Below are 19,623 nucleotides of genomic sequence, written 5' to 3' on the forward strand. Positions count from 1 at the left end.
TCAGTGCTCCTTGTCGGTGTGGTCAGGTTCGGTGTGGTCAGGTTCGGTGTGGTCAGGTTCAGAATCTTCTGCTTCAGCATCGTCTGCGCTGTTCCCCGTGGACGACGGGACGGGCGCAGCGGTGGCGGCGTCCTCGACGACCCGCAGCAGGTAGTCGGGGTCTCCCCCACGACCCACGGCCAACCCCAGGATGAACGCACTCACCGGCGCCATCGGCCGGGCACCGGCATGGGCTACCTCCCTGGTCATGTCGAGGATGGCCGATTCGTCTACCTCTGCCGGGTCGATGCCGACGGCCGCGCAGACCCGCTCGATGAACGGGCGCCATGCGCTGCGGTCCTCGTCGCGGCGATCAGTGCTGCGCAGGTGGGCGTTCCAGCGGGCGTGGTCGGCCCAGGTGTCCAGGTCGTGCACATCGAGCATGCTGGCGGCCGCCACCGTGCGGATGCCGAGCGGTCGCACCAGGCCGCGGACTGATCGTCCGCCGGCCTCGCCGTAGTCACGGGCCGCGGCCCGCAGCGCCTCGGTGCGATAGATCGCGAACAGCCATTCGGGGTCGCCCGACTGGCCGTTGGTCAGGGCGATCGCGTTCTCGTCCGGCCCTGCGGCCACCGCCGCCTCGAGCAGGCGCGGCGCAGCCCCAGCCGCACCGGGCAGGTCGCAGGCCAACACCAGCGTCCATTCCGCGGGCTCAGCGATCGCCAACAACCCGGCCACCAGACCGGCGGCGGGCCCGGTGCCCGGCGGGTCCTCCCGCGTGACGATGACACCTTCGGGGGCGGCGACCGGCCCGACCACCACCCGGGTGCGGGCACCATCGGCTGCGGCCAGCACCCTGTCGAGCAGGCGCACCCCGCCCACCTTCAGTTCTGCCTTGTCGACCCCGCCCAGCCGGCTGCCCTTGCCGCCGGCCAGGATCACCGCGTCGAAGCTCAGCTCACCCATCGCGGCGCCACGTTCCCGACCGTCCGCCCTCTTTCGCGAGCAGGCGCACGTTGTCGATGTATGCCGTCCGGTCGGTGCCCTTGACCATGTCGATCACGGCCAGCGCGGCAACGGCGACCGAGGTGAGGGCCTCCATCTCGACACCGGTGCGGTCGGCCGTGCGGGTGGTGGCTGTGATTTCGACGCCCTCGTCGGTCACCTCGAGGTCGACCACGCAGCCGTGCACGCCGATCACATGCGCCAGCGGCAGCAGGTCGGGGGTCTTCTTCGCCGCCTGGATACCCGCGATCCGCGCCACCGCGAGCACGTCGCCCTTCGGCACCTCGCCCGAGCGCAGCAGCGCCACCACCTCGGGGCTGCAGCGCACCATGCCCGCAGCCGTGGCGGCGCGCACCGTCGGCTGCTTGGCGGTCACATCGACCATGCGGGCCTGGCCTGCACTGTCGAGGTGGGTGAACGGATGACTCATGACAGGCTCCTGGTCAACAGCAGGTCGCCCACGGCAACCTGGGTGGTCTCTGCCGGCACCTGCGCCAGGGCATCAGCCAGCGCCAGCGCCGAGGTCATGTGCGATGCCGACCCGCGTCGGTGGGCGGGCTGGACGACCCTGCGGCCCTCGGCATCATGGCTTGTCACCACAGGGATGAACTGGCGCCGCCCAGCCGGTGATGACCAGTCGGCCCCCGCGATGGCCCAGCCCCAGCCGCGCTCGGGTCGTCCCAGCAGCTTCTCGATCGCCGGACGCACGAACAACTCGAAACTGATCGCCGAGCTCAGCGGATTGCCGGGCAATGCCACCACCGGCACGCCGTCGAACCGCGCCCAGCCCTGCGGTTTGCCGGGCTGCATCAACACATGCCGGAACGTGCCCTGCGCGTGCTGCGACAGGGCGATGCGGGCGACGTCGTGGTCGCCAACACTCACCCCACCGCTGATCACGACCAGATCGGCCCCGGCGCTGACCCCGGCCAGCCCGGCGATGAACTGCTCGGGATTGTCGGGAAGCATCACGGCATGGTCGACCCGTGCGCCCGCCGTGACCGCCAGCGCGGCCAGCTGGGTCAGGTTCGACTCGTGGATCTGCCCCCGCTGCAGTGGTTGGCCCGGAGCCACGAGCTCGTCGCCGGTGGCCACCACGGCGACGACCGGCTGCCGCGCCACCGCCACCTCGGCCACCCCGCCCGAGGCGACCACGCCCAGTTGGTGGGCACCCAGCACCTGGCCGGCCGGCAACAGCACCGCACCCTCGCTGAAGTCCTCGCCCGAATGGCGCACATGCGCCCCCCGCCGTGGCGGCAGGCTGTCCAGGCGCACGCCCGGCTGGCCAACCCCGAACGCCTCGGGCAGCTGGGTCACCAGTTCCCGCGGCACGACGGTGTCGGCCGCGGTGGGCAACGGGGCACCGGTCATGATGCGCACACATTCGCCCTCGCTGAAGCCGGGGTCATCGCCCGACCCTGCGGGCACGTCGCCGACCTCGCGCAGCACCTGCCCCACGGCCAACCCGTCGAAGCGCACGGCGAAGCCGTCCATGGCCGAATTCGTGAACGCCGGGACGTCGCCGATGCTGGTGACCGGTCGGGCAAGCGTGCGGCCAAGCGCCGTGCGCAGGGGCAGCGTTTCGGCATCGGTCAGCGCGCTGACAAGGGCAAGCACCTCGTGCAGGTACTGCTCGACCGTCAGCTGCTCACGGACGAGCTCAACCATGGTGACCCGTCGCTTCATGGTGACCCGTCGCTTCATGGTGACCCGTCGCTTCATGGTGACCCGTCGCTTCATGGTGACCCGTCAATGGCAGCACCTGCGGTTCGGCGGTCAGCGCATCGAGGTAGAGCAGGCGACCGATCAGCGGGTCGCCGGCACCCGTGATGAGCTTCATGGCCTCCACGGCCATCCACGACCCGGCGATACCGGTCAGGGGCGCGAACACGCCGACGTCATCGAGCTTGGTCACGCCCGCCTGCTGCTGCTCGTCGAGCAGGTCACGCAGGCCAATGCCCCAGCTGCGCCGGAACACGGTCACCTGGGCGCGGGTGCTGCTGACCGAGCCGTAGACCACAGGCAGGTCGAGCGCCCAGGCGGCATCTGCGATGGCGAACCGCACCGCCAGATTGTCGGTGGCGTCCACGACCAGGTCATGACCGGCGATGACATCGGTGATGTTGTCGGGGTCAAGACGCAGGTCAATCTCGACGACCTCGACCTCGGGATTGAGGTCACGCAGTCGGGTGGCGGCGCTGGTCACCTTGGGGGTGCCCACCGCAGCGGTGCCGTGCACCACCTGCCGCTGCAGGTTGTGCACCTCGACGGTGTCGTTGTCGACCAGCGTCAGGCGCTTCACGCCCGCCCCTGCCAGGTAGGTGATCACCGGCGACCCCAGTCCGCCGGCGCCCACCACCACCACTGATGCCTGCCTCAGCCGCGCCTGGCCCTCGTCCCCAATCGCCGGGATCGCGGTCGTGCGCGAGTGCCGGTGCGCCTCGTCTTCGGTGAGCGGACGCACCTCGGCGATCAATGGCGCGGGATGGGTGGTCAGGCCGGGCACGTGGATCCTCCTCAGGACGGGTCGTGAGATGTGTCAGATCCTACGCAGACCCCCTGACAAAACTTCCGGGAGGCCAGCGAATGGGTGAAAATGCAACCTCCCACCCGCAGTGGACCCGCGGGTGGGAGGTGCCGGGTGATGCCGGGATCAGCCGCCCAGACCCGTGTTGGGCAGGCTCGGCGGACGGTATTCCTTCTGGCCACACACCGTGACGAGCTGGTTCGCCGTCACGGGCTGCTGGTCGTCGGTCAGGCTGGCGATGTTCTCGAACGCGGCGCAGCCCTCGGCAGCGGTGAACGTGAGCTGGTAGGCCAGCTTGCCCTCGCCGTCGGCCGCCGTGATGGTCCTGCTCAGCCCGGCGAGCGGATCGTCCACGGTCACGGTGTCGTCGGTCACGACCGGCGCAACGCCCGAGAAGTCGAACGCGGCCGGCAGCGTCAGCGTGGTCGCGCCCACGTCGACCGTGGCGACAACCTGCCCGGACGAGGCAGCGGTCGCCGACGTGAACACACACGTGTAGAACACGTCGACGGCGCCACCGGCGGGGATGGTCACGTCATTGACGGGCGCGCAGGTGCCATCGGGCACGGCGAACGTGACATCGACGCCGGTGACATCGACCACATCGGGGTTGCTGAGGGCGACCGTGCCGGTGAGGCGGAAATCGGTGTCCTGGTTCTTGGCCCTTGCCAGCGCCCAGAACAGCGTTACAGAACAACGTCACACAGGCTACGTGGCAAGCAGGTAAATGGGGACCCCTTGCGGCACTTTCGTGAGCAGGGCACGTTCAGCAACCCCGCAGCACACCGGAAATGGGAGCCGAACAGCAGCACAATGCGCCGCCGGGGTCAGCGACTCAGCGCTGGGTCCACGGCACCTGCGGTCCCGCGATGCCTGCGTTGTCGAGCGCCACCTTGCTGCGCTCACGCAGCTCTCTCTGCACGCCCCACTGTTCGTTGGCCACGCATTTCGCTGTCACCCGGATGGTCATCGCCGACCCGCTGATCGACTCGACACCCAGCACCGTGGGCACCTCGAGCAGGTGGTTGCTCCAGGGTTCTTCGGCGGCCATGGTCGTCGCCACCTCAGTGATGATGCCGATCACCTGCTGCGGGTCGGCCTTGGGGCTGACCGAGATGTCGACCAGCGCATTCGACCAGCCCTGGCTGATGTTGCCCACGCGCAGGATCTCGCCGTTGCGCATGTACCAAACCTGCCCATTGGCATCGCGCAGCTTGGTCACGCGCAACTGCACCTCTTCGACCGTGCCGGTGACTTCGCCGAGGTCGACGACATCGCCGACGCCGAACTGGTCTTCAGCAATCAGGAAGATCCCCGAGATGAAGTCCTTGATGAGGCTCTGGGCCCCGAAGCCGAGGGCGACACCACCGATGCCTGCCGACGTCAGCAGCGGCCCCATGGGCAGGCCGAGCACCGTCAGGATCATCAGTCCACCAATCGTGAGGATGAGGAAGCCGGCGACCGAGGTCAACAGCGAACCCAGCGTCTTGGTGCGCTGCACCTGCCGTGGGTGGTCGAGCCCGAACAGTGCCCGCGTGCGACCACCGACGCCATTCACGCTGCGGTTCTCGTCGTGACGGGCGAGCGCGACCTTGACAACCCGCCGTGAGGCCACGACAACCAGCCGCCACGCCACCACCATGACGAGCACGATGAGCGCAATCTCGATGGCGGTATCGGGCCAGCTGAGGTTCTTCATGGTGACCATTGTGCAGGGGTGGTGCTGCGGGGAGCCCTTGTCTGCGGATGGGAACTGCGCCGGGCGGGGTGAGCCGAACACCGCCGCCGATCCTGAGCCTGGCCGTGAGGGTTTGCCTGCCGACGGGAACTTTGCCGTGCGGCGCCGCACGGCAAAGTTCCCGTCGGGGGGCAAGGTTGCCGTCGGCAGGCAAACACAGGGGCGAACCCTGGCCCGTGAGCCAGCCCGCCAGCGGGTGTCCAGAACCTGGCCGGAGTTGCCCGATGGCGCGGTCCAGAGGGCGCAATCGCGAACTCCGGCCAGGTTCTGGACACCCGTCTGGACACCCGTCTGGACACCCGTCTGGACACCCGTTCTGGACACCTGCGCCTGGCACCACAGCTCCGGGTGACCTCAGGGTTGCCATGCCACCAGAGCCCTTGTTCACCCGAATGCTTGCGATATATCGTTGAACCATCGCTTCGCACCCCTGGAGGACACCATGAACACCCACGACGAATCCCACGACTCCCAGCGCGGCCACGGCCGCCGACACCGCCACCACGGCGGCTTCAACCCCGGCGACATGTGGGGCGGACCCGGAGGACCCGGAGGACCCGGCGTACCCTTCGGCGGCCCCGAGGGCCCCTTCGGCCCGTCCGGACCCTTCGGCCCCCGCGGTCCGTTCGGTCCCGAGGGTCTCTTCGGACCCCGCGGCGTCTTCGGACCCGGCGCCTTCGGCGGCGGCCACCACCCCGGCCCCCGCGGACGCCGTGCCCGCCGCGGTGACGTCCGCATGGCCGTACTGCACCTGCTCGCCGAAGAGCCCCGCAACGGCTACCAGGTCATCCAGGCCCTGGCCGAACGGACCAATGGCCTCTGGAAACCCAGCCCCGGCGCCGTCTACCCCGCGATGTCTGCCCTTGAGGACGAAGGCCTGATCACGCCGTCCGACGACAACCCCAAGGCCTTCACACTGACCGATGCCGGCCGCGAGGCCGTCGCCGCCTCACCCGAGGCGCCGTGGGCCACTTTCCAGGATGCAGGGCGCCACTTCGAGGCCAGCTCGGCCGGCACCCTCTGGAAGGAGTTCGGCAAGCTGTCCGTCGCCCTGCGTGCCGTGGCCGCCAACGCCACCGCCGACCAGTTCGACCAGGCCGCCGCGCTGCTTGCCCGCACCCGCCGCGACCTGTTCGGGTTGCTCGCCTCGACCCCGGACGACGATGACGCCGATGACGCCGGCTACGACGCCGAGCCCGGCGATGATCCCGACACCACCCCCGACGACTGGAACAACCCGCAGCGGTGATCGTCCACCACGGTGATCGTCCACCCGGTGATCGCCCACAACTCGTGAGAAGGTAGGGCCACAGCCACACCACACTCACCCCAGGACCCACCATGCCCGTGCCCGCCCGACCCCGCGTCGGACTACGCCAGGCCTGGTGGGTCCTGCTCATTTTCGCTTGTCAGAAGGCTGTTTTCCTGGGCTGGGCCTGGGCCGACGACACCCACCCGCTGCTCGTCGACCTCTACCAGTGGGACGCCCCGCGCTACCTCGACATCGCCCAGCACGGCTACACCTACCCCACCTACGCGTCCGATGGGCGCGAGATCAACTCCAACATCGCGTTCTTCGCGCTCTACCCCCTGCTCGGACGATTCCTCGCCGCCGCAGTACCACCCCTGGGTGAGGCCGGTGCCCTGCTGGTGGTCGCGGGCCTCGCCAGCCTGGCCGGCGCGTGGGGGCTGTATGCCCTGGGTACAAAAATCGCCAGCCCAACCGCCGGCGCTGCGCTCGCCCTGGGCTGGGGCATGCTGCCGCGGGCATTCATCGAGGTCATGCCCTATTCCGAGGGGCTGTTCACCGCGCTGTCGGTGTGGGCGATCCTTGCCCTGGCCACGCGCCGCTACTGGGTCGCCGCCGCCCTCTGCGCCCTGGCCGGCCTGACCCGCCCCACCGCCGCCGCCACGCTGACCGCCGTCGGTGGCTACCTGTTGGTGTTGCTGGTCGCCAGCTTCGTCCCCCGCTGGCGCGACCGCGTGCGCACCGGCCGGGCCACCATCATCGGCGCGGGTCTGCTCTCGGCCACCGGGCTGGGGCTGTCGTTCGCCCACGTCGCGTGGCGCACCGGCAGCTGGCGTGGCTACTTCGACGTGCAGGACCAGTGGAACCTGCGCCTGGGCCCACCCTCGACCACCTGGCAGCTGTGGCGGACGGCCATCACCACCAGCCAGCCGCCCGGTTACGAGACCAACACCGCCGTCGCCTGGGCCCTGCCGGTGCTCACGGCGCTGCTCGTGGCGCTGGTCGTCGTGGCCATGCGGCGTCCACGGTGGTGGCCCACGGCGGTGCATGCCCTTGTCATCTGGGCAATGATGGCCACCACCCAGACCTACTTCCATTCCCGGGAGCGCTACCTGCTGCCGGCGTTCGGGTTGGTCGTGCCGGTCGCGCTCGTCGTCGCACGGCTCTGGGACGCGCGCGCCGCAAGGCCCCTGACCAGGGCGCTGCTGGTGCTCGTCCTGGTCGCAGGCACCCTTGTCAGCGCGTGGTGGGGTGTCGAACTGGTCACGACCAGCAAGATCTCGCCCTAGCACTGCAACGCCGACGGCCCCGCGTGCGTGAATAGGGGTATGCAGACCGCCTTCGACGACTGGGCCGCCGAGCACCAGGCTCGGCTGGTCTCCTATGCCTACCTGGTCTGCCACGACCGCGAAGAGGCCCGCGACATCACCCAGGACGTGCTGCTGGTGCTGCTGCGCCGCTGGGACACCCTGACCGGCGACCCCTTGGCGTATGCGCGCCGATCCATCACCAATGCCGCCATTGACCGGTGGCGCCGTCACGGTCGACATGTCGTCCACACCCCACCCCGGGACGACCACCCGACCGCCGAACCCGGCCCCGACGAGGCCAATCGCTGCACCGACTCCGCCCTGGCGTGGCAGCTGTGCCGCGAACTGCCGCCGCAGCAACGCGCGGTGGTGGTGCTGCGCTACTGGGCCGACCTGCCCCATGACGACATCGCCGAGGTGCTGGGCATCCCGGCCTCGACCGCGCGTTCGCACCTGAAGCGGGCGCTCGCGGCGTTGGCGCCGCGACTCACCCAGGAGGACCTGACATGACCGAGCACGACGACGACCGGGCTGAACGGGCGTTCCGCGACGCCCTGGCCGAGCATGAGGATGACGCGGCTGGTGACGACACGGCCCCGGCGGCGAGCCCGGCGTTGCCTGCTCGACGACCGCGACGATGGCGCGGCTGGGCCATCGCCGCAGCCGTGGTGGCGGTCGCGCTGGTGGGCGGGGTGGCGATCAGCCAGTTGGGGCGGGATGCGCAGACCGCCTCGCCGCAATTGCCGGCCCCGGCCTCGAGAAAGCAGTGGATCTCGACCCGCAATGTGGCGGTGCAGGTGCCGGTGGGGTGGGTGTCGGCCTCGTCCCCGGGGAGTGACTGGTGCGCAGGCGATCGGAAGATCATCGCCCCGGGCAATCAGCCCTATTACGACGTCTTCTCCGGTGACGTCATCAGGCTCGCGATCGGTTGCCCGCCGCGCCAGCAGGCCGACGACAGACTGCACGTGACCATGCGCAGCACGGTGAACGGGCGCGAAACCCTGCCCAGCTGGTACCGCACCCGCGTCGTCGGCACGGTCGAGATCGCTGTGGCGGTGCCGTCGGGCTCGGCGCAGGACGAGGCCACTGCCGAGGCGATCCTGGCCAGCGCCACCACATTCACCCACGACCAGTTCGGCTGCGCGGCGACGTCCCCGATCCGGCGCTGGGACTGGGCACGGCCCGCCAAGCCCTTCGATGTCACCACCGTGGCTGCCGTCGAGTCGATCTCACTGTGCCAGTACGCCAAGGCAAGCATGAAAGATGCCGATGACCCCAGCGGGCGGCCCTCACTCACGGCCAGCGCGCAGGTGAGCGGCAGCGATGCCGCCGCGATGTTGGCGGCCATCAAGCGAGCCCCGGCAGGCACCGGCCCGAACGAGCCACAGAACTGCTCGGCCGACTACCTGGCTGCGATGGCCGTCGTGGTACAGCTGAACACCGCGGAGGGTCCGAAGCAGCTGTATTCCTACCTGGGCAATTGCCGCCACAACGGCATCGACGACGGCACCACGATGCGCGTGGCCCAGCGGGGCTGGTGCTCGGTGGTGGCTGGCACGAAACCGCTCTTCATCGGCAGCATGAGCCAGTCCGTCGCCGAGGAGTGCCTGCCGGTGGGGCCGGCAGCATCGCCGACGGCCAGCCCCACCCGCTGAGGTCGCTCAGCTGACCTTCGCCAGCGCCTGGTCGAGGTCGGCGATGATGTCGTCGATGTGTTCGATGCCCACCGACAGCCGGATCATCTCGGGCGCGACGCCCGCCTTCTCGAGCTCCTCTTCGGACAGCTGGCTGTGGGTGGTCGACGCGTTGTGGATCACCAGTGACTTCACATCACCAATGTTCGCCAGGTGACTGAAGAGCTCCAGGGCCTCCACAAAGGTCGAGCCACCCTCTCGTCCAGCCTTGAGCCCGAACGCGACCAGACCGCCGAAACCACCGTTGAGGATGCGCTTGGCGACCTCGTGGTGCGGGCTGCTCTCGAGCCCGGGGTAGTTGACCCACGCCACGGCCGGGTGGTCGGCCAGGTGCTGGGCGACGGCCAGGGCGTTGGACGAATGCCGCTCCATGCGGAGCGCCAGCGTTTCGAGGCCCTGCAGCAGCAGGAATGAGTTGAGCGGCGCGATGGCGGCGCCGGTGTTGCGCAGCAGCACGGTGCGGGCACGGATGATGAATGCCGCCGGGCCCGCTGCCTCGGTCCAGACGACGCCGTGGTAGGCACCGTCGGGGCCGGTCAGCTGCGGGAACCGCTCGGCATGTGCGGCCCAGTCGAACTTGCCCGAGTCGACGATGACGCCACCCATCGAGGTGCCGTGGCCGCCGATGTACTTGGTCGCGGCATGGATCGAGATGTCGACGCCGTGGTCGAATGCCCTGGTCAGGATCGGGGTGGGGACGGTGTTGTCGACCACGAACGGCAGGCCCAGAGCATGGGCGGCCTCGCCCCAGGCGTCCAGGTCGACGACGTTCAGGTTGGGGTTGCCGACGGTCTCGCCGAAGACCAGGCGGGTGCGCTCATCGACGTGCTGGGCGAGTTCTTCGGGCTTGTTCGGGTCGACGAACCGGGTCTCGATGCCGAACTGCGGCAGCGTGTGCGCGAACAGGGCATAGGTGCCGCCGTACAGCGTCGACATCGCCACGATGTTGTCGCCCGCCCCGGCCAGCGTCAGCACCGCATAGGTGACCGCCGCCGCGCCGGAGGCCGTCGCCAGTGCACCCACACCGCCCTCGAGCGCGTTGACCCGGGTCTCGAAGACGTCCTGGGTCGGGTTCATGATGCGGGTGTAGATGTTGCCCGGCTTGCGCAGCGCGAACAGGTCGGCGGCATGGTCGGTGTCTTCGAAGACGTAGCTGGTGGTCTGGTAGATCGGCACCGCGCGGGCGTTGGTGGCCGGGTCAGCGCTTTCCTGACCGGCGTGGACGGCAATGGTTTCAGGACGAAGAGTCATGCACTCCATCGTTGGGCCACAGAGGGGGCGGGCGCCAGAGGGTCCGAGGGATGGGCGTTCGCCGTGCGCGAATACGGCTGCTGGGCGGAGCCAGGGCTGGGGTCTTCACCGCAGACGGCAGACATGGTCAGCGAGCGCGGTCAGCACCCATGTCCGGAACCGGGCAGGAGTGGGCAGCAGCGGCCATTCCGGGGCGGAATTCGAGCACTTCGGCCGGGTTCTGGACGCCGCAAGTGCTGGGGCGCTGATGGACACCTCCTGGACGTGCACAACGGGCACCCATGCCTCGTCCGCAGCCCGTTCAGCCGGGATCGGGCGCATTCGTGACACTGCAGCCAGTAGTGCAGGTTGCGGCGATCCCGACGACCCCAGAGCTGGCGGACCAGCCCGGCCCAGGTCCGGAACCCGGCCAAAGTTCGCAGCACCAGCCATTCCGGGGCGGAATGCGAGAACTTCGGCCGGGTCCTGGACACGGCCGACGGGCGGCGAGTCCAGTACCCACCGACAGACATGCGACCGAATCGTGACGCCATCACGAAACGTTGCCCACAGGCGCTCGTGGGCCCCTGTTCGGCGGGCCGCCCACGGGCTAGTCTTTGGCCATGCCGGAGCCCCCTTCGTCCGGCCCGGCATGGGGTTCACCGGGCCAGGGCGACCCGCAGCGCCCACCCCGATTCACCCCGCCCGACTCATCGGATGCGGCGCTGACCCGCCTGCGCCCACGTGCCGTTGCGCCCGGCAACCCGATCCACCCCGGCACCCCAAGCCAGCCCGGCAACCCCCACCACCAGCCCGCCACCGCGCCCGCAGCCGCCCCGGCCCCGCAGATCAACCGCAGCCGCCGCTGGCCCGTCGTGGCGCTCATCCTCGTGGCCGTGGCCGCATCCATCGCGCTGAGCGCACCGTCGTTTCCCCGCGAGCGCGGCGCGAACACCGCCGCGCAGTATGTTGCACCCGGCGGCCAGCTGATCTTTCTGCAGCATGACGACGGTGCCCGCTCGTCGCTCGAGACCTCGCGGCTGCACGGGGCCCAGCTGCTGAGCGAACCGACCCTCGAGGGCATGCTCGCGGTGAACAACCTGGCGCACCGTGACCTGTCCGGGGCCGACTGGGTCACCGAGTCCGAATACAAGCAGCAGCCCGATGGATCGCGATCCACCACGAGGTCGCTGTACGAGCTCGACGATCGGGGCCTCGTGTTCGTCGCCGGGCTGGTCGGCGAGACCGCGATCACGGCGAACCCGTCGGTCATCGAGGTGCCCGCCGATGCCGCACCCGGCACCACCTGGACCCAGCAGACCACCCTGACGCTGCCCACCACCCAGCATCAGCTGGCCTTCGCACGCGAGGGCTCCATCGCCGCCGCGCCGCAGCTGGGCGAGGGCTGCATCACGCTCACCTACCGCGACACCACCGACGGTGAGACCAACCAGAGCGTCGCCCACCGCTGCCCCGGCCAGGGGTTGGTCGGCACCAACACGTCACGACGCACCGCCGCCACCAGCCTCGCCGGCGACGTGGGCACCACGGTGGCGCCACCGCTGGCCCTGCGTGACCTCGCCGAGGCCGACGGCTCCCTGAGCGCCGGCGGCGGGCTCGGGGTGGTGGCCAACATGCAGCGTGCCCCCGTGGTGGTCTCGACCGGCTTCGTCTACATCAACCAGCTCACCCAGCAGGTCGTCGCCTTCGCCCCGGGCGCCCCCGACCAGCCGATGGGGTTGGCGTGGGTGCGTCGTCCCGGGCCGGTCACCCTGCACCTGTTGGGGGCCGGCGACCTCGTCGTCGCCACCACCAGCGACCGCCGGCTCGTGGCCTATGACCACCAGGGTTACGTGAAATGGGTGGTGGCCAGCTCGGACGTCGCCGCGCTGCCGCCGGTGCAGGTCGACCAGCACACGATGGCGGTGCTCACACTCGACGGCTGGCTCACGGGCTTCGACCTGCGCGACGGTCGCCAGCTGTGGCGCGCCCCGGCCCCCACTGGCAAGGCCGCGCTGGTCGTCATCGAGGTGGACGACAGACCGATGGTGGTGCTCGGCGCCGAGAAGGACCTCATCGTCATGGACCGCGACCGGGTGCACCTGCAGGTGTCGCTGCCCAGCCGCATCACCCAGGTGACCCGCACGGCGCGCGGCGTGGTGGTGCTCGACGAGTCGAGCTGGCTGACGTCGGTGTCGTTGTCAGGCCGGGTGCAGTGGACCACCAGCCAGGGTGATTGCGACACCGTGGCGGCGACGGCACAGGTCATCGCCTGCGCCGGCGACCAGGCCCTGACGGGGCTCGATGCCACCACCGGCGCGAAGTTGTGGCAGCTGCCCATGGCCACCGAGGACGTCATCACCGACGGCGAGTTGTTCGCGGTGGTGAACCGCGATGCGGTCGAGGTGATCACCACCTCGGGCACAGTGCATCGGCGCTGGCCCCTGGGGGTGCGCCAGGGCACGTGGGAGTGGCTCGTCCGGGGGCCGAACAGCCTGCTGTACGTGACCTCGTCGGCCGAATTCGCACGCTGGGGGGCACCATGACGACGATCGGTGCGGCCCAGGTGAGGGGCCAGCGGGTGGGCACGCCGTACGAACCACCGCGTCCGGGGTTGTGGACATCGATCCGCGAGGTCATCGACCTGGCCTTCGTCGACGCGGTGCGTGAAGGGATGCCGCGGTTCCGCACGTGGCCGCGTGGGCTGCTGGCAACGGTGGTCGTGGCGCTGTGCGGGGTGCTGACGTGCATCGTGATGATCTTCGCCTCTCCGTGGATCCGCCAGTTCGATGCACCGAGGCTCGCCGACAACCAGGCCCTGATCGGCTCGTGGTCACTCACGGTGTTGATGTGGCTGATGGTGTTGACGCTGGCGCTGGGCCTGACGGCCAACCTGCACCTGCACATCGCCGCCCGGTTCTTCGTGGTGCCGTTGTTGTTGACCCCGGCCATGGTGGTGCTGCTGACGTCGCTGACGCCGGTGAGCGTCGGGGCGGTGGGCGGCCTGGTCGCCGCGGCGGGCATCCTGGGGTTCACGGTGATCCGCGTCGGCACGTCATTCGCGTGGTTCGAGTTCCCGGTGATGCTGGTGCTCACGGCGATGGTGGTCTACCTGCCCCAGACGGGCGGGGTGCACAATGCCGTCGACTTTCGCGCCTCACTGACCCAACTGATGCTGTCGTTGTTCACGTCGCTGGCGGTGCCGTCGCTGCTGGTGGTCGGGTTCACCGCCGCGCAATTGACCATCTCGTTCACCGACTGGACCGTCGACCGCACCCATCGGCTGCTGTACCGCCCGGCCACGATCGTGTTGGCGGTGCTGCTGGGCATGGCGGCCACTTGGCGAGGGGTGGCGCTGACCCTGCAGGGCGATGCCATCTGGACACCCGCCACGTGGGTCAATTCCGTCGTGTTGTTGGCGGTGGCGCTGGTGGGGTCGTTGCTGGTGCTGAGGCTTCGTCCGGACAAAAGGCTCTACCCGGTACCACCGGATGCGTTGAGCAATGCCTGGGCGCCGCTGGTCTACCCGTTGGCGTTCCTGCTGGTGCCGCAGCTGGCGTTGAGCGCGGTGTCGGTGATCGGCGACATGATCATGGCGCTGACGGGCGTCGGGTCGCTGGACTGGCTGACCCGGTTCGCCCAATCGCCCGGGGTGAACACCGCGACACGACTGATCTCGGCGGTGGTGGCCGTGGTGTTCGCGGTGCGGCTGGCCCGGCGCAATGACCGCATCACGCCGGTGCTGCTGGTCAGCTATGCCTCGATCCTGGCGCTGGGCACCGTGCGCAGCCTCACCGACAACCGGGTGCAGCTCGTCTGGGAGGCCGATGTGCTCGCCGTCGTGATGGTGGTGCTGATGTTCGTGCTCGCGGCGGTGCTGTGGCTCAGGGAGGGGCGCGACCAGGTCATCTGGAAGCAGGTGCTGCTCGTCGCCGGGCTGGCAACCCTGTTCGGCTTCAGGCAGCAGCTGAGCGAACCGAGCATGGTCTTCGCCGGCATCAGCGGTTCGATGGTCATGGTGGTGAGCCTGGTCTGGCGCCTGCTCACCGACGGAGCGCTCACGCGCCACTCGTCGAAGGGCCTGCCGCAGACGACGCGGGTGTTGTTCTTCATGACCAGCGTAATGCTCTCGGCGGTGGCGCTGGCCTGGGTGGCCCAGACCCGCATCGAGAGTTCGACCGGCGAGTCGGCCATCACCGAACTCGGCGACCACGTGTTGGGCAAGCCGCTGCTGCTCGCCGCGGGCATCTGGGCGCTGATTGCGCTGGTCGGCCGGCTGACCGACGATGAGCCAGGCGAGCGGGTGGACGATCAGGTGGCGCGGCGCTGAGGTGATTCAGAAGAGCGTCGGCACCGCCCGAACGACGGTGTAGACCGCCACCACACCCACCAGCGCGGCGAAGCCGGTGGCCAGCTGACGGCTGTTGGCCCGGGCCTGCACCGCCGTGCCGACGCCCAGGCCCAATGCGGCCATGATCGTGATCACCGTGATCGATGACCACTGCGGCTGCACCTCTGCCGGGGCGGTCACCAGCCTGGTGACCAGTGCCGCCACGCAGTTGATGGCGATCACCATGAGTGAGGTGCCCGCAGCCTTCTTCATCGGCACGCCGAGCACCAGCGTCAGCGCCGGCACAATCATGAAGCCGCCGCCCACGCCCAGGAAGCCGGTGAGGGCCCCGACGGCTGTGGCGAGCACGGCCACCTTGGCGACCCTCGGCCAGTCCGGGTGGCCGTCGCGCCACAACGGCTCGTGCAGGTGCTGTGCCGGGATGCCGCGGGGTGTGATCGCCAGCCGGCGGACCATGGTGAAGGCCACCACCAGCATGACAAGGGCGAACAGGGCCATCAGCACGGGGCCCGGCACCTGGTGGGCCGCGACGGCGCCGGCTGCTGAGCCGACGATGGCCGCCAGCCCGAACACGGTGCCCTGGCCCAGGTCGAGCCGACCCTGTTCATGGGCGATGATCGCGCCGATGATGCCCGTGACCCCGACGACGATCAGCGAGCCGGTGGTCGCCTGCAGCGGGGTCTGGCCAAGGCCATACACCAGCACCGGTACGGCGAGTACTGCTCCCCCGCCGCCGACGGTGCCCATGCTGAACCCGATCAGCAGGCCGGCTACGACTGAGATCACCAGGTCGAGGGCTTCCACGGGGCCCACCTTATTGCCGGGGACCCCTGGCCGGGCTGCCGGGCCCCATGTCCGGAACCGGGCGGGAGTTCCCGCAGCCCGCTGACACCTGCCGCTCATCGCCAACTCCTGCCGGGTTCGAGACACGGCCGAGCGACGGCCGGGCCGCTCGAGCACATCAGCTGCCCCCGCTCACCCGGCATCCAGGACCACCCGCAGAACTTGCACAAGCGGCACCCATGCCTCGTCCGCAACCCGATCGCACGATTGCGGATGCACACGTGGCACCTGTGCCAGTTCTGCAGGTCGAGGTGCCCCCACCACCGCCCGTCCGCACACCGCCCGTCCACACACCACCCGCTCCTGTCGCCCCACCGCCCGGCTGGCTAGCATGGGCGCTGAGCACCCGCCACAACCACAGGAGTCCCATGCTGGTCCTCATCACCGGCGGCGCCGGGTTCATCGGCAGCACCGTCGCCTCGGCCTGCCTCGATGCCGGCCACGACGTGGTGCTGCTCGACGACTTCTCGACCGGCCGCCGCGAGTTCACCCTCGACCGCCCGACATATGCCGGCGATGTCGGCGACCGCGCGCTGCTCGACAAGGTCTTCACCGAGCACCACATCGACGCCGTCGTGCACTGCGCCGCCAAGATCGTGGTGCCCGAGTCGGTGGCCGATCCGCTCAGCTATTACGAGAACAATGTCGCCAAGACCGTCACCCTGCTGCAGGCCATGGTCGCCCACGACGTGCCGCGGCTGCTGTTCAGCAGCTCAGCCTCGATCTATGCCACCGACGAGAATTTCCAGGTCACCGAGGCCTCGCCCCTGGCCCCCGGCAGCCCCTATGCCACCACCAAGTTCATGGTCGAATATGTGCTGCGCGACACCGCCGCCGCCACCGACGTGCGCGTGATGAGCCTGCGGTATTTCAACCCCATCGGTGCCGACCCCCAGCTGCGCACCGGCCTGCAGACCGAGAAGCCCAGCCACGTGCTCGGCAAGATGATTGAGGCCTGGCAGCACCACGACACCTTCACCGTCACCGGCGTCGACTGGCCGACCCGAGACGGCTCGGGCATCCGCGACTACATCCACGTCTGGGACCTCGCCCAGGCCCATGTTGCCGCCCTCGAGCACTTCGACGAGGCCACCGCCGACGAGCCCTACCAGGTGGTCAACCTCGGCACCGGCAAGGGCTCCACCGTGAAAGAGCTGGTCAAGGCCTTCGAAACCGCCACCGGCGAACCGCTGAAATCCGTCGACGGACCCTCGCGCCCCGGTGACGTCGCGGGCGCCTACACGGTCAGCGACAAGGCCCGCACCGTGCTCGGCTGGCAGGCGCAGCTGACCGAGGCCGACGGCATCCGCGATGCGCTCGCCTGGCTGCCCCGCCGCCACGACCTGCTGGGCTACTGACGCCCCACTCCCCAGAAAGACAGGAACCCCCACCATGTCCTTCCGCCGCATCCTGCTGATCGCCGCCGCAGCGCTCGCCCTGGTGATGGCCGCCCTGGCCCGCCGCGAGGTCAGTCGCGCCGAGGCCGAGGCCGAGCTCTGGGCCGGGGCGACCGACCCGCTCGAGTAGCTGCCACCACCACTCACCACCCACCACCACTCACCCGGTCAGCGGCTGTTCCACCCTCGTCCCCGCCGTCCACTCGAGCACGAGTTCACGGTCGCGGCCTTCGACCACCACGCGGTCGGCCCCGCGCGCCGCGCTGACCCAGTCGTTGTCGTGGCGCCAGTAGTGGTGGTTCTGCATCACCCCGTCGACGGTGAACGCATCGCGCCACTTCAGTCGGTAGGTGTGTGGACGAGGCACGGTGTCGGTGGTGTTGATGTGCCGCATCGTGAACACCATGCCGCCGCGCACCCGTTGCAGCGTCGCCTTCTTCAGTTCCGCCACGAATGCCGCCAATGAGCTGAATTCGCTCAGGTCGCTGGCCACCACGGCCCACCCGGTGACCAGCCCACGCTGCACCAGTTCGGTCTGGCTCACCAGTTCAATGCGTTCCACCGCGACGACGCCGATCATCGACGTGCCGGTGCGCCCGGCGACCACGTGCGGCAGCACCGTGGTCTCGTCGAACTTCACCAGCGGCATGTACATGTGGCTCAGCTCGTGCCGACGTCCCTCGAGGTAACCGCGCCTGGTGCGCAGGTCGTGCAGCACCAGCACGACATTGTTGAATTGCCCGATGTCGGGGTTGACGCCGTTGCCCACCCAGGCCGACGGCGACGCTGGACGAGCCTCGCCGGTGAGTTGCGTCGTCCCGGGGTGGGTCGAGAACACACAAATGTCGCCCGGGAATGCCGCATGCCACAGGTGCTGCTGGTCACCGAACTCACCCGGTCGGTAGTGCTGGGCACTCGAGATCAAATAGTTGGGGGTGCGGTAGGTGAAGACATTGGCCCGGTGCAGGGCCGTGCCCTGGGTGATCGGGTTCAGCGCCTTGACGGTGGCCCGCTGCAGCGCCGGTGACCTGATGGTCGCGAACCGGTTCAAGGGGCTCAGAAAGCGGTTCTGTTCGAGCCGGAACCGCCCGAGCCCCTTCAGGGTCAACTCGATGGTTTCGGGGGTGACATAGGCCTGCTGCCCCCACGCCGTGTACAGCTGCTCGGTGAACCTGACCTCGTCGGGGGCGTCGCCCAGTTCGCGCTGCACATCGGCCAGGGCCTCGGCGACGTCGCGTCCCTGGCTCGTGCGAATCTGCCTGGCCCCTGACGCCGATGCGATCTCGAGCACCACTTCGGGCACCCGGTACTTCTCGCGGGCCACGAACACACCGGCAAGCTCGTCGTGGTTGAAGCGGGTGGGCGTGCCGAACGCAGAGTTCACGATCACGGCCACCTCGGCGGCCGTCGCGCTCATCTTCTGGTTGCGATAGACCCGGCCGCCGCTGGCATGGAAATGCCCCTCGAAACGGTGCAGCGCCAGGTCGAGCATCAGCAGGTCGAGCACCATGGCCGCGCGCGTGGCAAGGTCCTCGTCCTCGGCGTGGTCGACGAGCATCACCAGGCCGCAGGCCATGATCTCGTAATAGGTGTTCGACAACCATTCGCTGAAACCGTGGTGAAAGCGGTCATCGAGCCAGCGCAGCAGCCGGGCGTGGGCGTGGGCCTTCTTGACCGAGCCCCTGCGGTGGTCGTTGTCGAAGTGCTCGTCGGGGTACAGCTGGCCCGCCAGGTATTCGGCGGTGGCAAAGATCAGCTGGTGGTTCTCGGTCCACGTGCACATGCCGTCACGGCCGGGTTCCTGCATGCCGTAGCGAAACCCCAGGATGGCGTTCTTGATCGACTCGCGCTGGGCTTCCGGCATGATGTCCTCGCCGGTCAGCATGAGTTTGAGCAGCACGATCATGCGGTGGTCAGACAGGTCGAGGCGCGCGTTGACGAAGTCGACCATCTGCTGCAGCCACACACGGTGCAGCGAACTGGTGTCCAGTTGCGCGACCAGCGACCGGTACCCCCACCCGGACGGCGTCGCCGGGCGACGGGGCAGCCGTGCGGCGCCACCCGCCGGCCCGGACGCGGGCGCACCCCGCCCCGGCGCGACCACGGTCGCGTCGTCCGGAGTGACGAAGGGGCCATCACCCGCATCGCCGGGGGTAGCGGCGTTCATTGTGCCCAAGCTAATGCCCAGAACCGTCCACATGCGGGGGTGTCCGCAGCATGTGCCCGACGCCGCTCCGATGTCTGCAGGCGAACTTCAGACTCGCGTCTGACCTGTGCCCCTGCCCCCCGAACTACGCTGG

17 protein-coding genes are annotated in these 19,623 nt (G+C 69.3%); 8 read left to right on the forward strand and 9 right to left on the reverse strand.

What is annotated here, in order from left to right:
* The 6 genes from ACQCX5_RS05280 to ACQCX5_RS05305 form a co-directional block, all read right to left on the reverse strand.
* A complete protein-coding gene (locus ACQCX5_RS05280) occupies nucleotides 1-945 on the reverse strand; it encodes an NTP transferase domain-containing protein (RefSeq protein WP_434540966.1) in 945 nt (314 codons plus the stop codon).
* Nucleotides 938-1,414: a cyclic pyranopterin monophosphate synthase MoaC gene (moaC, locus tag ACQCX5_RS05285; protein WP_434540967.1), complete on the reverse strand. Its 477-nt coding sequence runs from the start codon at nucleotides 1,412-1,414 to the stop codon at nucleotides 938-940. The genes ACQCX5_RS05280 and moaC overlap by 8 nt, the downstream gene beginning before the upstream one ends.
* Nucleotides 1,411-2,724 carry a molybdopterin molybdotransferase MoeA gene (locus ACQCX5_RS05290; RefSeq protein WP_434540968.1) on the reverse strand — a complete coding sequence of 438 codons (1,314 nt, stop codon included), beginning with the start codon at nucleotides 2,722-2,724 and terminating at the stop codon, nucleotides 1,411-1,413. The genes moaC and ACQCX5_RS05290 overlap by 4 nt, the downstream gene beginning before the upstream one ends.
* The gene (locus ACQCX5_RS05295; RefSeq protein ID WP_434540969.1) at nucleotides 2,645-3,490 is read right to left on the reverse strand and encodes a HesA/MoeB/ThiF family protein; all 846 of its coding nucleotides are present in this window, start codon (nucleotides 3,488-3,490) and stop codon (nucleotides 2,645-2,647) included. Before ACQCX5_RS05295 ends, ACQCX5_RS05290 begins: the two co-directional genes overlap by 80 nt.
* 147 nt (nucleotides 3,491-3,637) lie before the next feature.
* Entirely contained in the window at nucleotides 3,638-4,114 is a 477-nt protein-coding gene (locus ACQCX5_RS05300; RefSeq protein WP_434540970.1) for a hypothetical protein, read from the reverse strand.
* 232 nt (nucleotides 4,115-4,346) lie between these two features.
* Nucleotides 4,347-5,210, reverse strand: coding sequence for a mechanosensitive ion channel family protein (locus tag ACQCX5_RS05305; RefSeq protein ID WP_434540971.1), 864 nt, complete (start codon nucleotides 5,208-5,210; stop codon nucleotides 4,347-4,349).
* 481 nt (nucleotides 5,211-5,691) lie between these two features.
* Between ACQCX5_RS05305 and ACQCX5_RS05310 the strand changes: the two genes are divergently transcribed.
* The 4 genes from ACQCX5_RS05310 (at nucleotide 5,692) to ACQCX5_RS05325 (ending at nucleotide 9,463) form a co-directional block, all read left to right on the forward strand.
* On the forward strand, nucleotides 5,692-6,498 hold the full coding sequence (locus ACQCX5_RS05310) for a PadR family transcriptional regulator (RefSeq protein ID WP_434540972.1): 807 nt from the start codon (nucleotides 5,692-5,694) through the stop codon (nucleotides 6,496-6,498).
* Nucleotides 6,499-6,590: 92 nt separating this feature from the next.
* Nucleotides 6,591-7,787, forward strand: a complete 1,197-nt coding sequence (locus tag ACQCX5_RS05315; protein ID WP_434540973.1) for a hypothetical protein — start codon at nucleotides 6,591-6,593, stop codon at nucleotides 7,785-7,787.
* 39 nt (nucleotides 7,788-7,826) lie between these two features.
* Complete coding sequence (locus ACQCX5_RS05320) at nucleotides 7,827-8,318, forward strand: RNA polymerase sigma factor (RefSeq protein WP_434540974.1); 492 nt, start codon at nucleotides 7,827-7,829, stop codon at nucleotides 8,316-8,318.
* Nucleotides 8,315-9,463 carry a hypothetical protein gene (locus ACQCX5_RS05325; protein WP_434540975.1) on the forward strand — a complete coding sequence of 383 codons (1,149 nt, stop codon included), beginning with the start codon at nucleotides 8,315-8,317 and terminating at the stop codon, nucleotides 9,461-9,463. The genes ACQCX5_RS05320 and ACQCX5_RS05325 overlap by 4 nt, the downstream gene beginning before the upstream one ends.
* 6 nt (nucleotides 9,464-9,469) lie before the next feature.
* Here ACQCX5_RS05325 and ACQCX5_RS05330 read toward each other — a convergent pair whose 3' ends face one another.
* On the reverse strand, nucleotides 9,470-10,753 hold the full coding sequence (locus tag ACQCX5_RS05330; protein ID WP_434540976.1) for an O-acetylhomoserine aminocarboxypropyltransferase/cysteine synthase family protein: 1,284 nt from the start codon (nucleotides 10,751-10,753) through the stop codon (nucleotides 9,470-9,472).
* A gap of 602 nt (nucleotides 10,754-11,355) precedes the next feature.
* On the opposite strand from ACQCX5_RS05330, the gene ACQCX5_RS05335 reads away from it, so the two are divergent.
* Entirely contained in the window at nucleotides 11,356-13,278 is a 1,923-nt protein-coding gene (locus ACQCX5_RS05335) for a PQQ-binding-like beta-propeller repeat protein (protein ID WP_434540977.1), read from the forward strand.
* A complete protein-coding gene (locus ACQCX5_RS05340; RefSeq protein WP_434540978.1) occupies nucleotides 13,275-15,062 on the forward strand; it encodes a hypothetical protein in 1,788 nt (595 codons plus the stop codon). Before ACQCX5_RS05335 ends, ACQCX5_RS05340 begins: the two co-directional genes overlap by 4 nt.
* 6 nt (nucleotides 15,063-15,068) lie before the next feature.
* Here ACQCX5_RS05340 and ACQCX5_RS05345 read toward each other — a convergent pair whose 3' ends face one another.
* Nucleotides 15,069-15,887 carry a sulfite exporter TauE/SafE family protein gene (locus tag ACQCX5_RS05345; protein WP_434540979.1) on the reverse strand — a complete coding sequence of 273 codons (819 nt, stop codon included), beginning with the start codon at nucleotides 15,885-15,887 and terminating at the stop codon, nucleotides 15,069-15,071.
* A 407-nt stretch (nucleotides 15,888-16,294) separates the two neighbouring features.
* On the opposite strand from ACQCX5_RS05345, the gene galE reads away from it, so the two are divergent.
* Nucleotides 16,295-17,284, forward strand: coding sequence for a UDP-glucose 4-epimerase GalE (gene galE, locus ACQCX5_RS05350; RefSeq protein WP_434540980.1), 990 nt, complete (start codon nucleotides 16,295-16,297; stop codon nucleotides 17,282-17,284).
* 34 nt (nucleotides 17,285-17,318) lie between these two features.
* Nucleotides 17,319-17,453: a DLW-39 family protein gene (locus tag ACQCX5_RS05355; protein ID WP_434540981.1), complete on the forward strand. Its 135-nt coding sequence runs from the start codon at nucleotides 17,319-17,321 to the stop codon at nucleotides 17,451-17,453.
* Between the two features lie 30 nt (nucleotides 17,454-17,483).
* On the opposite strand, the gene ACQCX5_RS05360 is transcribed toward ACQCX5_RS05355, so the two are convergent.
* Nucleotides 17,484-19,490, reverse strand: a complete 2,007-nt coding sequence (locus ACQCX5_RS05360) for a hypothetical protein (protein WP_434540982.1) — start codon at nucleotides 19,488-19,490, stop codon at nucleotides 17,484-17,486.
* Nucleotides 19,491-19,623: the final 133 nt, after the last annotated feature.

This window comes from Aestuariimicrobium sp. G57 (genome assembly GCF_050110855.1).
GTDB lineage: Bacteria > Actinomycetota > Actinomycetes > Propionibacteriales > Propionibacteriaceae > Aestuariimicrobium.

Excerpts from the sequence above, each read along its gene's own strand:
- ACQCX5_RS05360 (WP_434540982.1), bottom strand. The coding sequence starts at position 19,490 with ATGAACGCCGCTACCCCCGGCGATGCGGGTGATGGCCCCTTCGTCACT.
- ACQCX5_RS05290 (WP_434540968.1), bottom strand. The coding sequence starts at position 2,724 with ATGAAGCGACGGGTCACCATGAAGCGACGGGTCACCATGAAGCGACGG.
- ACQCX5_RS05315 (WP_434540973.1), top strand. The coding sequence starts at position 6,591 with ATGCCCGTGCCCGCCCGACCCCGCGTCGGACTACGCCAGGCCTGGTGG.
- ACQCX5_RS05330 (WP_434540976.1), bottom strand. The coding sequence starts at position 10,753 with ATGACTCTTCGTCCTGAAACCATTGCCGTCCACGCCGGTCAGGAAAGC.
- ACQCX5_RS05355 (WP_434540981.1), top strand. The coding sequence starts at position 17,319 with ATGTCCTTCCGCCGCATCCTGCTGATCGCCGCCGCAGCGCTCGCCCTG.
- ACQCX5_RS05320 (WP_434540974.1), top strand. The coding sequence starts at position 7,827 with ATGCAGACCGCCTTCGACGACTGGGCCGCCGAGCACCAGGCTCGGCTG.
- moaC (WP_434540967.1), bottom strand. The coding sequence starts at position 1,414 with ATGAGTCATCCGTTCACCCACCTCGACAGTGCAGGCCAGGCCCGCATG.
- ACQCX5_RS05335 (WP_434540977.1), top strand. The coding sequence starts at position 11,356 with ATGCCGGAGCCCCCTTCGTCCGGCCCGGCATGGGGTTCACCGGGCCAG.
- ACQCX5_RS05280 (WP_434540966.1), bottom strand. The coding sequence starts at position 945 with ATGGGTGAGCTGAGCTTCGACGCGGTGATCCTGGCCGGCGGCAAGGGC.
- ACQCX5_RS05310 (WP_434540972.1), top strand. The coding sequence starts at position 5,692 with ATGAACACCCACGACGAATCCCACGACTCCCAGCGCGGCCACGGCCGC.
- galE (WP_434540980.1), top strand. The coding sequence starts at position 16,295 with ATGCTGGTCCTCATCACCGGCGGCGCCGGGTTCATCGGCAGCACCGTC.
- ACQCX5_RS05305 (WP_434540971.1), bottom strand. The coding sequence starts at position 5,210 with ATGAAGAACCTCAGCTGGCCCGATACCGCCATCGAGATTGCGCTCATC.
- ACQCX5_RS05340 (WP_434540978.1), top strand. The coding sequence starts at position 13,275 with ATGACGACGATCGGTGCGGCCCAGGTGAGGGGCCAGCGGGTGGGCACG.
- ACQCX5_RS05325 (WP_434540975.1), top strand. The coding sequence starts at position 8,315 with ATGACCGAGCACGACGACGACCGGGCTGAACGGGCGTTCCGCGACGCC.